Source organism: Streptacidiphilus sp. MAP5-3 (assembly GCF_041262505.1).
In the GTDB taxonomy this organism is placed as follows: domain Bacteria; phylum Actinomycetota; class Actinomycetes; order Streptomycetales; family Streptomycetaceae; genus Streptacidiphilus.
In genome coordinates, this window is sequence record NZ_JBGCCL010000007.1 from 1 (window position 1) to 13,685 (window position 13,685).

General features: G+C 71.6%; 12 protein-coding genes. 7 read left to right on the forward strand and 5 right to left on the reverse strand.

What is annotated here, in order from left to right; translation table 11 throughout:
- Positions 1-91: 91 nt before the first annotated feature.
- A complete protein-coding gene (locus ABH928_RS13040) occupies positions 92-1,156 on the reverse strand; it encodes an NAD(+)/NADH kinase (protein ID WP_370065558.1) in 1,065 nt (354 codons plus the stop codon).
- Positions 1,157-2,167, reverse strand: a complete 1,011-nt coding sequence (gene ligD, locus ABH928_RS13045) for a non-homologous end-joining DNA ligase (RefSeq protein WP_370065559.1) — start codon at positions 2,165-2,167, stop codon at positions 1,157-1,159.
- Positions 2,168-2,270: 103 nt separating this feature from the next.
- Between ligD and ABH928_RS13050 the strand changes: the two genes are divergently transcribed.
- Entirely contained in the window at positions 2,271-3,329 is a 1,059-nt protein-coding gene (locus ABH928_RS13050; protein ID WP_370065560.1) for an ATP-dependent DNA ligase, read from the forward strand.
- 19 nt (positions 3,330-3,348) lie between these two features.
- Here the strand turns inward: ABH928_RS13050 and ABH928_RS13055 are convergent, their stop codons facing one another.
- Positions 3,349-4,623: an MFS transporter gene (locus tag ABH928_RS13055; protein ID WP_370065561.1), complete on the reverse strand. Its 1,275-nt coding sequence runs from the start codon at positions 4,621-4,623 to the stop codon at positions 3,349-3,351.
- 264 nt (positions 4,624-4,887) lie between these two features.
- Here ABH928_RS13055 and ABH928_RS13060 point away from each other — a divergent pair, with 264 nt between their 5' ends.
- The gene (locus tag ABH928_RS13060) at positions 4,888-5,532 is read left to right on the forward strand and encodes an acetate uptake transporter (RefSeq protein ID WP_370065563.1); all 645 of its coding nucleotides are present in this window, start codon (positions 4,888-4,890) and stop codon (positions 5,530-5,532) included.
- A 63-nt stretch (positions 5,533-5,595) separates the two neighbouring features.
- On the forward strand, positions 5,596-7,617 hold the full coding sequence (gene acs, locus ABH928_RS13065) for an acetate--CoA ligase (RefSeq protein ID WP_370065565.1): 2,022 nt from the start codon (positions 5,596-5,598) through the stop codon (positions 7,615-7,617).
- 6 nt (positions 7,618-7,623) lie between these two features.
- Here the strand turns inward: acs and ABH928_RS13070 are convergent, their stop codons facing one another.
- Positions 7,624-7,887: a hypothetical protein gene (locus ABH928_RS13070; RefSeq protein ID WP_370065566.1), complete on the reverse strand. Its 264-nt coding sequence runs from the start codon at positions 7,885-7,887 to the stop codon at positions 7,624-7,626.
- A gap of 476 nt (positions 7,888-8,363) precedes the next feature.
- Here ABH928_RS13070 and ABH928_RS13075 point away from each other — a divergent pair, with 476 nt between their 5' ends.
- Positions 8,364-9,335, forward strand: a complete 972-nt coding sequence (locus ABH928_RS13075) for a serine protein kinase RIO (protein WP_370065568.1) — start codon at positions 8,364-8,366, stop codon at positions 9,333-9,335.
- 36 nt (positions 9,336-9,371) lie between these two features.
- Here the strand turns inward: ABH928_RS13075 and ABH928_RS13080 are convergent, their stop codons facing one another.
- On the reverse strand, positions 9,372-10,613 hold the full coding sequence (locus tag ABH928_RS13080) for a cytochrome P450 (protein ID WP_370065570.1): 1,242 nt from the start codon (positions 10,611-10,613) through the stop codon (positions 9,372-9,374).
- Between the two features lie 237 nt (positions 10,614-10,850).
- On the opposite strand from ABH928_RS13080, the gene ABH928_RS13085 reads away from it, so the two are divergent.
- The 3 genes from ABH928_RS13085 (at position 10,851) to ABH928_RS13095 (ending at position 13,666) form a co-directional block, all read left to right on the forward strand.
- Positions 10,851-11,630: a hypothetical protein gene (locus ABH928_RS13085; RefSeq protein WP_370065572.1), complete on the forward strand. Its 780-nt coding sequence runs from the start codon at positions 10,851-10,853 to the stop codon at positions 11,628-11,630.
- A gap of 377 nt (positions 11,631-12,007) precedes the next feature.
- A complete protein-coding gene (locus ABH928_RS13090) occupies positions 12,008-12,454 on the forward strand; it encodes a nitroreductase family deazaflavin-dependent oxidoreductase (RefSeq protein ID WP_370065574.1) in 447 nt (148 codons plus the stop codon).
- 45 nt (positions 12,455-12,499) lie between these two features.
- Positions 12,500-13,666: an alpha/beta hydrolase gene (locus tag ABH928_RS13095; protein ID WP_370065576.1), complete on the forward strand. Its 1,167-nt coding sequence runs from the start codon at positions 12,500-12,502 to the stop codon at positions 13,664-13,666.
- Positions 13,667-13,685 lie beyond the last annotated feature (19 nt).

Consider the following 13,685-nt stretch of genomic DNA (forward strand, 5'->3'; position numbering starts at 1 on the left):
TCCTCCACCGCTACAACTACCATCGCTGTCACACCGCACTCGGAGGCCAAACCCCCATCAGCCGAGTCAACAACGCTGCGGATCAATACAGCTAGCGGGCCGCGGTCGGAGGCAGCAGGCGCAGGTCGGCCAGGTCCGGTGGGACGGGGGAGTCGGGGCGGAAGAAGAACGGCGCCGACTCCCCGTCAGAAGCCGTCGCGGGCGCGTCGGTGAGCTGGAACCGGTCCCGCAGGCGGCCGTAGAAGTCGGTCGGGTGGATGCGGATCAACCGGACCCGTTGCGGGGCGCGGTAGACGCCGATCCAGTCGCCGGGGTCGAGCACCCCGCGCAACTGGCCGTCGATGGTGACCACCGCCCGGCCGGAGTGCGGCAGGATGCGCAGCGCGACCGGCTCGTCGGGGGCTGCCACGACACTGCGGTTGAAGGTCATGTGGGGTGCGATCGGCGTGAACACGACGGCGTCCATGTGCGGGGAGAGCACCGGACCCCCGGCCGAGAAGGAGTAGGCGGTGGAACCGGTGGGCGTGGCGACCACCAGGGCGTCGGCCGAGTAGGCGGCCAGCAGTCGGCCGGAGATGTAGACGCCGGCACTGACCTGGCGGTCCCGGGCGAGCTTCTCCACGACGACGTCGTTGAGGGCGTTGACGTCCAGGGCCATCCCCCAGCCGCCGCCTTCGGTGCTCTCCGGCCGCACCGGTGGGGGCGGCAGGGCAGGACCGCGACCGAAGTGGAGGAAGGACTCCAGCTCCTTCGGCAGCTCGGGTGGCCTGGACGCCCGCATGGTCAAGGTCATGCGTTCCTCGACCAGGGCGTGGCCGGTGTGGACGGCGTCCAGGGCGGCGGTGACGTCGTGGGCGGGCACCTCGGTGAGGAAGCCGACGTGGCCCAGGTCGACGCCGAGCACGCTGGCCGAGGTCTTCACGGCGATCCGTGCGCCGCGCAGGAACGTCCCGTCCCCGCCCAGGGTGACGACCAGGTCCGGGTCTCCGGCCGCGTGCGACTCGTCGCGGCCGGAGCGCCGGTGGTGGTCCGCCCAGACGTCGATGTCGGTGCACGGCAGGCCGTGCGCCGCGCACCAGGCCCGCACGGTCTGTGCGGCGTCCCTGGCGGCGGCACGGCCCTGGTGGACGACGAGTCCGACGCGGTGCACGGCCATCTACGTGTCCGAGCGGGCGCGGCTCGGCTGGACCCGCTTGGGCTCGCCCGGCATCTTCGGGTACTCGGGTGGGTACGGCATGTCGCCCAGGCCGCGCTCCTCCTCGTCCTGCCGGGCCAGCTCCAGAGCCGCCGTCAGGTCGAAGGCGTGGTCCTCCATGTCCGCGTGGACGTCGCCGAGTTCGGCGTAGCGGCGCGGCATGGTGACGATGTCGAACCGGTCGGGGCGGGCCGCGTCCAGCTCCTCCCAGCGCAGGGGTGCGGAGACGGGGGCGTTGGGGTGCGGGCGGACCGAGTACGCGGAGGCGATGGTGCGGTCGCGGGCGGTCTGGTTGAAGTCGACGAAGATCCGGCTGCCGCGCTCCTCCTTCCACCACGCGGTGGTGACCCTCTCGGGCATCCGGCGTTCCAGCTCCCGCCCGATGGCGATCACCGCGCGCCGTACCTCGACGAAGGTCCACTCCGGGCGGATCGGGACGAAGACGTGCAGGCCGCGACCGCCGGAGGTCTTCGGCCAACCGGTCAGGCCGAGTTCGCCGAGCACCTCGCGGAGCCGGTGCGCGGCGTGGACCGCGTCGGTGAAGTCGGTGCCCGGCTGCGGGTCGAGGTCGATACGGAGCTCGTCGGGGTGGTCGGTGTCGGAGCTGCGGACCGGCCACGGGTGGAAGGTGAGGCAGCCGCGGTTGACCGCCCAGAGCACGGCGGCCGGCTCGGTCGGGCACATCTCGTCCGCCGGCCGGCCGCTGGGGAAGGTCACCCGAGTGCTCGGAATCCAGTCGGGCAGGTCGCGCGGGACGCGCTTCTGGTAGAAGGCCTCGCCGCCGATGCCGTCGACGAAGCGCTGCAGCGTCGTCGGCCGGTCGCGGACCGCGCGCAGCGCGCCGTCCTGGACGGCCTCGAAGTAGCGGGCCACGTCCAGCTTGGTGTAGCCGGTCTCGGGGAAGTACACCTTGTCCGGGTGGGTCACGCGCACCGCGCGCCCGCCGATCTCGAGCTCCAGCGCGTCCGCCATGACGTCCACCGTAGGGCGGCCTTCGGGGCTGCGCCTGTCGGGAGTGCGCCTGTCGGGCGGAGCCGGGACTGCGGAGACCGGACCCAGGCAGCAGAATCGGCTCATGGACCTGCCCGTGATGCCGCCGGTCAAGCCGATGCTGGCCAAGTCCGTCAAGGCGATCCCGCCGGGGATGCTCTACGAGGCCAAGTGGGACGGCTTCCGTGCCATCGTCCACCGCGACGGGCCGGAGACGGTGATCGGCTCCCGCACCGGCAAGCCGCTGACGCGTTACTTCCCCGAGCTGGTCCGCGAGCTGGAACGGCAGCTGCCGCAGCGCTGCGTGCTGGACGGGGAGATCGTGCTGGTCCGCGGCGACCGGCTGGACTTCGACGCGCTGACGGAGCGGATCCATCCGGCGGCCTCCCGGGTCAAGCTGCTCTCGGAGCGGACGCCCGCCTCGTTCGTCGCGTTCGACCTGCTGGCGCTGGGGGACCGCAGCCTGCTGGACGCCCCGCAGCGCGAGCGCCGCGCCGAGCTGGAGCAGGTCCTCGCCGGGACCGAGCCACCGCTGCACCTCGCGCCCGCGACCCTGGACCAGGCGGAGGCGCAGCAGTGGTTCGAGCGGTACGAGGGCGCGGGCCTGGACGGCGTGGTGGCCAAGCCGCTGGACCTGCCCTACGCGCCGGACCAGCGGCAGATGTTCAAGATCAAGCACGAGCGCACCGCCGACTGCGTGGTGGCCGGCTACCGCGAGCACAAGAGCGGACCGGTGGTCGGCTCGCTGCTGCTCGGCCTGCACGACGCGGACGGGCGGCTGCAGCACGTCGGCGTCTGCGCCTCGTTCCCGATGAAGCGGCGCGCGGAGCTGGTCGAGGAGCTCGCGCCGCTGCGGATGGGGACGGCCGAGGGCCATCCGTGGGCCGCGTGGCAGGACGAGGACGCCCAGGCGAGCTCGCGGCTGCCGGGCGCGACCAGCCGCTGGACCGGCACCAAGGACCTGTCCTGGGTGCCGCTGCGGCCGGAGCGGGTGATCGAGGTCGGCTACGACCACATGCAGGGGGACCGGTTCCGGCACACCACGCAGTTCAAGCGGTGGCGTCCGGACCGGTCCCCGGAGAGCTGCGACTACACCCAGTTGGACGAGCCGGTCGGCTACGACCTCAGCGCGATCCTGGGGTAGCGAGGGTAGCGAGTGATCCTCACGTGGCGACAGGCTCCGCCACGGCGTTCGGGACGGCGTCCGTCGCAACGTCCGCGGGCGCGGCCACAACGCCCCCCGGAGCCGCAGCACGCGGGCGGTAGGCGAGGGCCAGCCCGGCGAGAACGGTGCCGATCAGGCCGGCCACGACGAAGCCCCAGACGGGGGACGAGTGGTCGATGACCGAGCCCGCCAGCGGCGCGCCCAGCGAGCCGCCCAGCGTCAGCGCGGAGCCCTGCAGGCCCATGGCCTGACCGCGTGCCGACTCCGGGACCGACCGGCTGATGGCCTCGGCCGTCGACGCGATCGTGGGCGCGCAGACCAGGCCCGCTGGCAGCAGCGCCAGCGCGGCCCAGGTCCAGCCGTGGGCGGCGACGACACCGATCGGGACGGTGCCCAGACCCAGCATCAGCATCAGCACCGGCAGCCGCAGCGGCTTGGCCGTCGTCCCGTGCCAGAAGCCGCCGATCAGGGAGGCGGTGCACCAGGCGATGATGGTCACGCCCGCCCACTGGGTCTGCCCGACCGCACGCAGCGACGCCACCACGGAGACCTCGGTGCCGGAGAGCACCAGGTTGGCCGACATGCAGACGGCCAGCGTCAGCAGTAGCCCCGGGTGCAGCCAGAACGGGCGTCCGCCCTTGACGGTCTCGGTGGCTGTCGACGCCGCCTCGGCGCCGGGCAGGCCCGGGGTGAGGATGCGGCCGAGCGGCCAGAGCGCGGCGGCGCCGGCCAGCGTCAGCACGCCGATGGCCAGCATGGCCGGCTCGGCCCGGTGCAGGCCGGTGACCACGAGGACGGCGACGGCGGGGCCGATCATGTAGGCGACCTCGACGATCATCGAGTCCAGCGCGAACGCCTGCCGCCGCTGCCCGCCCGGAACGTGCACCGAGACGGCCTGCCGGATCGCCGGGAAGACCGGCACCGCGACCAGCCCGCCGACCAGGGTGGCCGGGAGCAGCGCGTCGTACGGGAGGAACGGTGCGGCCAGCCAGAAGACGCTCTCGGCCAGCCCGGTGACCACCAGCACCGGCCGCACCCCGTGCCGGTCCACCATCCGGCCCAGCACCGGGCTGCCCGCCGCCACGCCTATGGTCAGCGCCATCGCGGCCAGGCCTGCGGCGCCGTAGCCGCGGTGCAGGTCGAGCACGATGTGCAGGGTCAGCAGCATCCCTTTGGCCGTCGACGGGACGCGTGCCAGCAGGGCGACGGCGAACAGCGACCTGGTGCCGGGTATGCGCAAGACGGAGCGGTAAGGACTGAACAGACGGTGCATGGGTTTCCTCCGGCGTGATCATCGCAGATCCGCGGGTTTCGCTGTCCGGAATTTCCGGCGGCCTGCCGGTGCCGGGGAGGTGCCGGGCCGGGTCTGCGCGCCCGCTTTCTGCCGAGGAAACGTTTCCGCTGGTCAGAAGGGGTGCTTTCGAAACATAAAAGCGTCCGTGTTTGTCAGCTGTACGGGGGGCAAAAGCAGCCGTACTGTGATTTTCGTGACGTCCTGTGCGACGTCCTGATCGAGCCTCTTGGAAGGAGCACGGTCATGAGCAACGAAACCCCCACCGCGTCATCCGGCTCGTCGTCCAGCCCGCTGACGACGAACACCCCCGCGCCCGCGTACGCCGATCCGGCGCCGCTCGGGCTGGCCGGCTTCGCGCTGACCACCCTGGTGCTGTCGTTCGTCAACGCCAACATCATCAAGGAGACCGGCGCGATCCTCGTCGTGCTGGGCCTGGCCGCGTTCTACGGCGGTCTGGCGCAGTTCGTGGCCGGCATCCTCGAATGGCGGCGGGGCAACACCTTCGGCCTGATGGCCTTCTGCTCGTACGGCGCGTTCTGGCTGTCCTACTGGTGGATCATCACCCATGTCACCCTGCGCACCGGAGACGTCCACCAGGCGATCGGTCTCTACCTGATCGGCTGGTGCATCATCAGCGCCTACCTGACCCTCGCCGCGTTGCGCACCAACCTCGCGGTGGTCGTCGTCCTCGCGCTGCTGACGCTGGCCTTCCTCTTCCTGGGCATCGGCTACTTCCAGAACGGCGTGCCCGTGCCGGACACGATGATCAAGGTGGGCGGGTGGATCGGCATCTTCACGGCCGCCGCCGCGTTCTACGCATCCGCCGCGACCGTCGTGAACGCCCAGCACAAGCGCACCGTGCTGCCCATCCCGCCGTTGGAGCGCTGACACCCGGTCGCCCCGACGAGCTCGTCGTCGCCAAGAGTCCGTCGTCCCAAGGAGGAACTCACCATGGCTGCGGAAGAGGCAGCAAAGGGGACAGCGCAAGGGGCGGCGCAGGAGACGCTGTCCAACCTGCTCCACGAGGGGCGGCGGTTCCAGCCGCCCGCTGCGCTCGCCGAGGCCGCCAACGTCCGCGCGGACGCCTACCAGGCCGCCCGCGCGGACCGGCTCGCCTTCTGGGCGGAGCAGGCCCGACGGCTGCACTGGGACCAGGAGTGGACCGAGGTCCTCGACTGGAGCGGCGCGCCCTTCGCCCGCTGGTTCGTCGGGGGACGGCTCAACGTCGCCTACAACTGCGTCGACCGGCACGTCGAGGCGGGCCACGGAGACCAGGTGGCCTTCCACTTCGAGGGCGAGCCCGGCGACCGACGCTCCGTCACCTACGCGGAACTCCAGCGCGAGGTGTCCAAGGCGGCCAACGCGCTGACCGAACTCGGCGTCCGGGCGGGGGACCGGGTCGCCATCTACATGCCGATGATCCCGGAGACGGTCGTCGCGATGCTGGCCTGCGCCCGCATCGGTGCGCCGCACTCGGTGGTCTTCGCGGCGTTCTCGCCGAGCGCGCTGCGCTCGCGGATCGACGACGCCCGGGCCAAGGTGCTGATCACCGCGGACGGGTACAACCGCCGCGGCGCGTTGGTGCCGCTCAAGCCGAACGCCGACGAGGCAGTCGGCGCGGGCGGGGCCGGCGAGTCCAGCGGCGTCGCCGGCAGCATCGAGCACGTGATCGTGGTCCGCCGCACCGGCCAGGAGGTGCCCTGGACCGAGGGCCGCGACCTGTGGTGGGACGAGCTGATGGAGCGTCAGTCCGACCGGCACACCCCGGAGTCGTTCGACTCCGAGCACCCGCTCTTCATCCTCTACACCTCCGGCACCACGGGGAAGCCGAAGGGCATCCTGCACACCACCGGCGGGTACCTGACCCAGGTCGCCTTCACCCACAACGCCGTCTTCGATCTCAAGCCGGACACCGACGTCTTCTGGTGCACGGCGGACGTGGGCTGGGTGACCGGCCACTCCTACATCGTCTACGGGCCGTTGGCCAACCGGGCCACCAGCGTGCTCTACGAGGGCACCCCGGACACCCCGGACAAGGGCCGGTTCTGGGAGAACGTCGACCGCTACGGCGTGACGCTCATCTACACCGCGCCCACCGCCATCCGCACCTTCATGAAGTGGGGCGACGAGATCCCGGCCCGGTTCGACCTCTCCTCGCTGCGGGTGCTCGGCTCCGTCGGCGAGCCGATCAACCCCGAGGCGTGGATCTGGTACCGGGAGAACATCGGCCGCGACCGCTGCCCGATCGTCGACACCTGGTGGCAGACCGAGACCGGGGCGATGATGATCAGCCCACTGCCGGGCGTCACCGCCACCAAGCCGGGTTCGGCGATGACCCCGCTGCCGGGGATCTCCGCCGAGGTGGTGGACATCGACGGCAAGCCGGTGCCCAACGGCAGCGGCGGACTGCTGGTGATCGACCAGCCGTGGCCGTCGATGCTGCGCGGCATCTGGGGCGACGACGAGCGGTTCCGGGAGACGTACTGGGCGCGCTTCGCCGACCAGGGCTACTACTTCGCGGGCGACGGTGCCAAGAAGGACGAGGACGGCGACATCTGGCTGCTGGGCCGGGTCGACGACATCATGCTCGTCTCCGGGCACAACATCTCGACCACCGAGGTCGAGTCGGCGCTGGTCTCCCACCCGGCGGTGGCCGAGGCCGCAGTGGTCGGCGCGGCGGACGAGACGACGGGCCAGCGCATTGTCGCCTTCGTCATCCTGCGCGGCGGGAACGAGGAGGTCCCCACGCTCGTCGAGACGCTCCAGGCGCATGTCGCCAAGGAGATCGGGCCGATCGCCAAGCCGCGGCAGATCCAGGTGGTTCAGGAGCTGCCCAAGACCCGGTCCGGCAAGATCATGCGACGGCTGCTGAAGGACGTCGCCGAGGACCGCGCCCTCGGGGACACCACGACGCTCACCGACGCGTCGGTGATGGACCTGATCGCGGCCAAGCTCCCGCACGCGGCGGAATAGGAGCTCTCAGGAGACGGTGATGTGGGTGTCCATGCCGAGGGCCTTGTGGCCGTCGACCGGGCACCAGAGTTCGTAGCTGCCCGGCTTCAGGGTGACCGAGAGGTCGGCCTTGCCGCCGGGCGAAAGGATCGGCGTCTGGTGCGTCGGGACGCCGGGACCGGAGATCGCCAGCGCGTGCGAGACGGTCCCGGCGTTCTGGGCGACGAAGGTGTAGGCGCCGGGCTTGAACGCCGTGGTGGAGAGGGTGAGTTTGAACTCGGTCTCCTTCACCGTGACGTTCGTGCCTGTGCCTGTGCTCGCGATCGCGCTCGTGGCAGCGGTCGACGCGGGCGGGGAGGTGGACGCTGACGTCGAGCCGCTCGAAGAGCATCCAGCGGTGAGCGCGGCGAGAGAGACGGCCACGACGAGGGAGCGTTTCACAATCGCCTGCTTTCGACGGCACGGGTTTCGACGGCACGGGCGGGGCTTCCCTCGACGCTAGCGGCGCGGAGCGGAGGGCGGGAGGCGGCGCGCGCGGGAGTCGCGAGGTTAATTCGGTTGCGCCGCCGGCGCCGCTCGTTACGATGGCTGACGTTCCTGCAGATGTGAGTGAGTGAGTACGGCGAGGAGGTGCGTAGCAGTGGTTGTCGCCTTCGTGCGGCGCGCCTTCGTATGCGCGCCAGACGCCTTCCCTCGTCACCCGCTCGCCGGCTGAATCCGCGTCACTTCCATGCGCTCCGGCGGGCCCTCCAGCAGGAGACCTTTCCGTGCGCAAGCGCTTTGCCGACAGCGACGACCACTCCTTCGTGCGTATGTCCCGCCGCGGCCGTGACCGCGACGCCGAGTACGCGATCGCCTACGACTTCCCTCACGACTGGCTGCCGGGTGCGGACGATGAGTCTGCGTCCGACGAGTCCGGCACATTCGCCGTGTCCGCCACGTCCGCCGAGCTGCCGCCCGAGGGCGACCGCTGGTCGACCTGGGACCGGTCCACGCCCACCGAGAAGGGCCCCGAGCCGCGCCCTGACTGGGTGGTCACCGAACTCGCGGCCGTGGACACGGAGTTCGGCATTCTCAAGACCGGCAAGGAGGCTGACGTCTTCCTCCTCGAACGCGGCGTCCCCGGGACCGACTGCCGCACCCTGATGGCCGCCAAGCGCTACCGCGACGGCCGGCACCGCCTCTTCCACCGCGACTCCGGCTATCTGGAGGGCCGCGCGCACAAGGAGTCCCGGGTCAGCCGGGCCATGTCCAAGCGCACCGAGTTCGGCAAGCAGGCCATCGCCGGGCAGTGGGCGGCAGCCGAGTTCGCCGCGCTGTCGCGGCTCTGGCAGGCCGGTGCGGCCGTGCCGTACCCGGTGCAGATCATGGGCACGGAGATCCTGATGGAGTTCATCGGCGATGCCGAAGGCGCCGCCGCCCCGCGGCTCGCCCAGGTGCGGCCGGAGGAGGCCGACCTCGACGACCTCTGGGAGCAGCTCGGGCACAGCCTCTCGCTGCTCGCCCGGGACGGCTACGCGCACGGGGACCTCAGCGCCTACAACATCCTGGTGCACGAGGGCCGGTTGGTGATCATCGACGTGCCCCAGATCGTCGACGTCATCGCCAACCCGCGCGGACGCGCCTTCCTGGAGCGCGACGTGCGCAACGTCGGGGCCTGGTTCACCGCGCGCGGCCTGCCGGAGCGGCGGGTGGAGGAGCTGGCGGAGTCGCTGGCCTTTGACGCCCGGCTGGACTGACAGGCCGTCACCTCGCGGGCTCAGTCTCGCGGGTGCTCAGGCTCGCCGGTGCTTGACGGGCAGCGAGGCCGGGCCGCGCAGGATGAGGTTGTCCCGGTAGGGCACCTCGTCCGTCGCGAGCTCCGGCTCGCGCACCCGTCGGGCGAAGGCGGCGAGCGCGATCTGACCCTCCATCCGGGCCAGTGCCGCGCCCAGGCAGAAGTGGATGCCGAGGCCGAAGGCGAGGTGGCGGTCGGTCGCGTCCGCGCGGGCGAAGTCGAGGCGGTCGGGGTCGGCGTAGGCCTCGGGGTCGCGGTTGGCCGCGCCGATCACCAGCAGGATCTGCTCGCCCGCCGCGATCGGGGTGCCCTCGACGTCGGCGTCCTCCAGTGCCGTGCGCATGGTCAGTTGGACCGGCGGGTCGAAGCGGAGCAACTCCTCCACCACGGCGGGAGCGGCCTCCGGATGGGCGCGGAACCAGGCCAGCTGCTCCGGCTCGCGCAGCAGCGCCAGCGTGCCGTTGGCGATCAGGTTGACCGTGGTCTCGTGCCCGGCGATGAGCAGCAGGATGCAGGTGGCGATCAGCTCTGCCTCGGAGAGCACCTCGCCCTCGTCGCAGACCGCGACCAGGGCGCTGAGCAGGTCGTCGGTCGGCCGAACACGGCGCTGCGCGGCCAGTTCGCGGAAGTACGCCTCGAACTGCTCACGGACGCTGTCGATCTCGGCCAGCGCGTCCGGCGGCAGCAGGTACTCCGGCCCCAGCGCGCGGGCCAGGGTGTCGGACCAGGCGGTGAACCGGTCGCGGTCCTGCGTCGGCACGCCCAGCAGCTCGCTGATCACGATCACCGGCAGCGGGTGGGCGAACGTCGCGACCAGGTCGAACTCGTCGTGCCGCAGCGCCTCGTCGAGCAGCTGTTCCGCCAACTCCTCGATGCGCGGGCGCAGGCCCTCGATCAGCCGCGGCGTGAACGCCTTGGCGGCCAGGCGGCGCAGGCGGGTGTGGTCCGGCGGATTGAGCGCGAGGAAGGAGCGGGTACGGCCGTCGTCCGGCAGTTCGGCACGTCCGAAGCGCGGGTCGCGCAGCACCTGTGCGCATACGCGGTAGGAGGGCGAGATCCACGCGCCGAACGCGGTCCGGCGCAGCCGACCGGCGGCGTGCAGGCGCGCGTAGCCGGGGTAGGGGTCCGCGCGGAACCGGGGGTCGAAGAGCGAGAAGTCCGCGCCGGCGTCGGCGTGTTCTGTGGCGGGGTGTTTTGCGGCGGGGCGTTCTGCGTCGGTGTGCTCGGTCGCGTGCGCCATGGCGGATCCTCGGGGTGGACGGCAGGACAGGCTCATCCTGCCCCCGGACCCGCGAACTGTCTGCAGAGCCCGGGAGATTACCAGCTCAGCCTGGTGGCCGTGAGGAGTTCGGGCGAGATTGCGGTCCTTCGCCGAGGCGGCTGCGACTGTGAAGATCGTGTCGCTGGAACAGTCCCTGGTGGCGCCACTCTTCATCCCCGTCCCGCATTCCCGTCCCGCGCCGCGCGGAGGCCCGTCATGAGGTTCTGCCCGCCCTGTCATCGCTATCTCAACGGCGCGTTCTCCTGCGCGGGCTGCGGCGCCGATGCCCGGACCCTGCCCGAGGTGCCGACGCCGGTCGAGCCACCGCGGCCGAGGGTGACGATGCGCCCGCTCCCGTCCCCCCCGGACGCGTCGGTGTTCCGGGCCGGACGCCCGCGCGTCCCGATCAGCCACGCGCGACGGCCGGTGCGGCAGGCGGGTGCGCGGAAGGTCGCCCCCGCGCTGCTGGCGGCCGGGCTCGGATTCGCCGTGATGAGCGCCGTCGCCGGAGCCGGGGCCGGCACCGGGCAGGCGAGTGCGGCCGGGGGTTCGTTGCCCTCCTCGTCGGGCCCGTTGGTCGGCCTGCCCCCGAACGTCGACGCGCCGCAGAACCCGACCGTCGGCGGCTACGGAACCGCCCCCGGCCTGACGGCCACTCAGACCCCCAACGCCGCACCGGTGGCAGCCGTCGCCGACGCGACGCCGGACGACACACCGTCCGGCGTGCCGACCAGCCTGCTCACCGGCTCGCCGACACCTGCCCTGCCCACCGGCGCCGTGCCCACCGGCGCGGGCGGGAGCAACCCGACGCCCCTGCCGTCGCGCGTCCCGACGCCTGGCCGACCGACGCCCGCGCCGACCGGCCCCGCCAGCCCGACCTACATCCCCGGCCTGCCGAGCCAGCTGCCCACGCCCGGCGTCACCGTTCCGCTCGGGTCCACCGGGACCCCCGGCCCCGCGTGCGCGATCCAGCTGCTGATCATCTGCCTGGGCTAGGGCCTGTCTGACAATTCCCGTCGGATCAGCCCGGGTCGGCTGGCGCGGTCAGCTGCAAGGCGGAGGATCGCCCTCGTGCTGGGCCGTACTTGGGCGATTCGACAACGCAGCGTGGGGGCACCCCCTAGCCGAAGGCCGGGGGAGGCCGTGCCAGGCGGGTCGGGCCCGGCGGGAATTGTCAGACAGGGCCTAGGGCCTGTCCGGCTTGCGGACAGCTCGACGATTCGACATCCGGTCGGAAGTACGGAAGCTGTACGCCGACGCGTGTCGTGGCCGGAGGGACTGACGGAGCGGACGGGCCGGGTGGAAGATGGGACCGTCAGTATCGTCAGTATCGGAACCATCACGTTCCGACGATCGCGAGGGGACGGAAGCGCATGCCGCTGAACGGTGAGTACGAGCCGAGCCCGACCGAATGGGTGCGCAACCAGGTCGAGGAGATCGAGTCCTCGGGCGGGGCGAAGGGCATGTCCATGCGTGGGATGTCGGTGATCCTGCTGACCTCGCGCGGTGTGAAGAGCGGCAAGCTCAGGAAGACCCCGCTGATGCGGGTCGAGCACGACGGCAGCTACGCTGTGGTCGCCTCCCAGGGCGGTGCGCCGAAGCACCCGGTCTGGTACTGGAACCTGAAGGCCGACCCGCACGTCGAGCTCCGGGACGCCACGGTCGTCCAGGACATGACGGCCCGTGAGGTCACCGGCGAGGAGAAGGCGCAGTGGTGGGAGCGGGCCGTCGCGGCGTTCCCGGACTACGCCGACTACCAGCTCAAGACGGACCGTCAGATCCCGGTCTTCGTCCTGGAGCCGACCGCAGCGCCGCACTAGCGGCGGCTGGAACCGAGAGCGAAGGACCGGAGGAGCGGGAGCGTCGTGTCGCTGACCGGCAGCGGGGTGCTGATCCTCGGGATGGTGCTGACCGTGCTCTCGGTCGTGGGAACCGTCTGGATCTGGCCCCGCCTCGCCCGGCGTCGCTGGTGGGCGCTCCTGGGCCGGATCGGGACGATCGTGGTGACGCAGGTGCTCCTGCTCTGCACGCTCGGGATCTGGATCAACGACTCCTTCTCGTTCTACGGCAGTTGGTCCGATCTGCTGGGCATCGGGGCGAAGGGCCCGGTCACGGTGGGGTCTGGTCCGTCGGGCACGTCGGGGCACTCCGGCTCCGGTCCGCACGGACCGGCCGGGGCGCAGGTGCAGGTGCTGGGCCCGGTCACCGTCGCCTCGGCGGGTATCGGTCTGCTCGACCCCGCCAAGGTGGGCAAGCTGGAGCGGGTCCGCATCCCCGGCACGGTCACCGGTCTGACCACCGACGGCTATGTCTACCTGCCGCCGCAGTACTTCCAACCCGCCTACGCCAAGGACCGGTTCCCGGCGCTGGTGGCCATGACCGGGTTCCCCGGCGAGGCCACCAACCTGGTGACCAAGCTCCAGTACCCCTCGATCGAGCTGCAGCTGATCCAGCAGGGGAGGATCAAGCCGATGATCCAGGTGCTGATGCAGCCGTCACCGTCCATGCCCAGGGACAGCGAGTGCGAGGACATCCCGAACGGCCCGCAGGCGGAGACCTACTTCACCGCTGACGTGCCGTTGGACGTGGAGAACTCGTACCGGGTCCGCACCGACGGTCGTGGCTTCAGCGCGATGGGTGACTCGACCGGCGGTTACTGCGCGCTCAAGCTCGCGATGCGCAACCCCGCCCTCTACGCCACCGCGGCCTCCCTCTCCGGCTACTTCAAGGCGGCCGAGGACGTGACCACCGGCGACCTCTTCGGCGGCAGCCAACTGCGGCGCAACGAGGCCGACCTGAGCTGGCGGATGCAGAACCTGCCCGCGCCGCCGGTGGCGCTGATGCTGGCCAGCAGCAAGCAGGACGGCGACACCTACGCGCTCGCCCGGTCCTTCGCCGCGCTGGTGCGCCCGCCGACCACGGTCGCCGAGGCGACAGTCGACACCGGCGGGCACAACTTCACCACCTGGGTCCGGCTGCTCCCGGCGTGCCTGACCTACCTGAGCGACCATCTCCCGGCGCCTGCGCCGTGACCTCACCGGGCCGGCTCAG

Bases quoted from the DNA above. Each gene is read 5' to 3' on its own strand.
- ABH928_RS13050 (WP_370065560.1), top strand. From the start codon at position 2,271: ATGGACCTGCCCGTGATGCCGCCGGTCAAGCCGATGCTGGCCAAGTCC.
- ABH928_RS13060 (WP_370065563.1), top strand. From the start codon at position 4,888: ATGAGCAACGAAACCCCCACCGCGTCATCCGGCTCGTCGTCCAGCCCG.
- acs (WP_370065565.1), top strand. From the start codon at position 5,596: ATGGCTGCGGAAGAGGCAGCAAAGGGGACAGCGCAAGGGGCGGCGCAG.
- ABH928_RS13055 (WP_370065561.1), bottom strand. From the start codon at position 4,623: ATGCACCGTCTGTTCAGTCCTTACCGCTCCGTCTTGCGCATACCCGGC.
- ABH928_RS13080 (WP_370065570.1), bottom strand. From the start codon at position 10,613: ATGGCGCACGCGACCGAGCACACCGACGCAGAACGCCCCGCCGCAAAA.
- ABH928_RS13040 (WP_370065558.1), bottom strand. From the start codon at position 1,156: ATGGCCGTGCACCGCGTCGGACTCGTCGTCCACCAGGGCCGTGCCGCC.
- ABH928_RS13090 (WP_370065574.1), top strand. From the start codon at position 12,008: ATGCCGCTGAACGGTGAGTACGAGCCGAGCCCGACCGAATGGGTGCGC.
- ABH928_RS13085 (WP_370065572.1), top strand. From the start codon at position 10,851: ATGAGGTTCTGCCCGCCCTGTCATCGCTATCTCAACGGCGCGTTCTCC.
- ligD (WP_370065559.1), bottom strand. From the start codon at position 2,167: ATGGCGGACGCGCTGGAGCTCGAGATCGGCGGGCGCGCGGTGCGCGTG.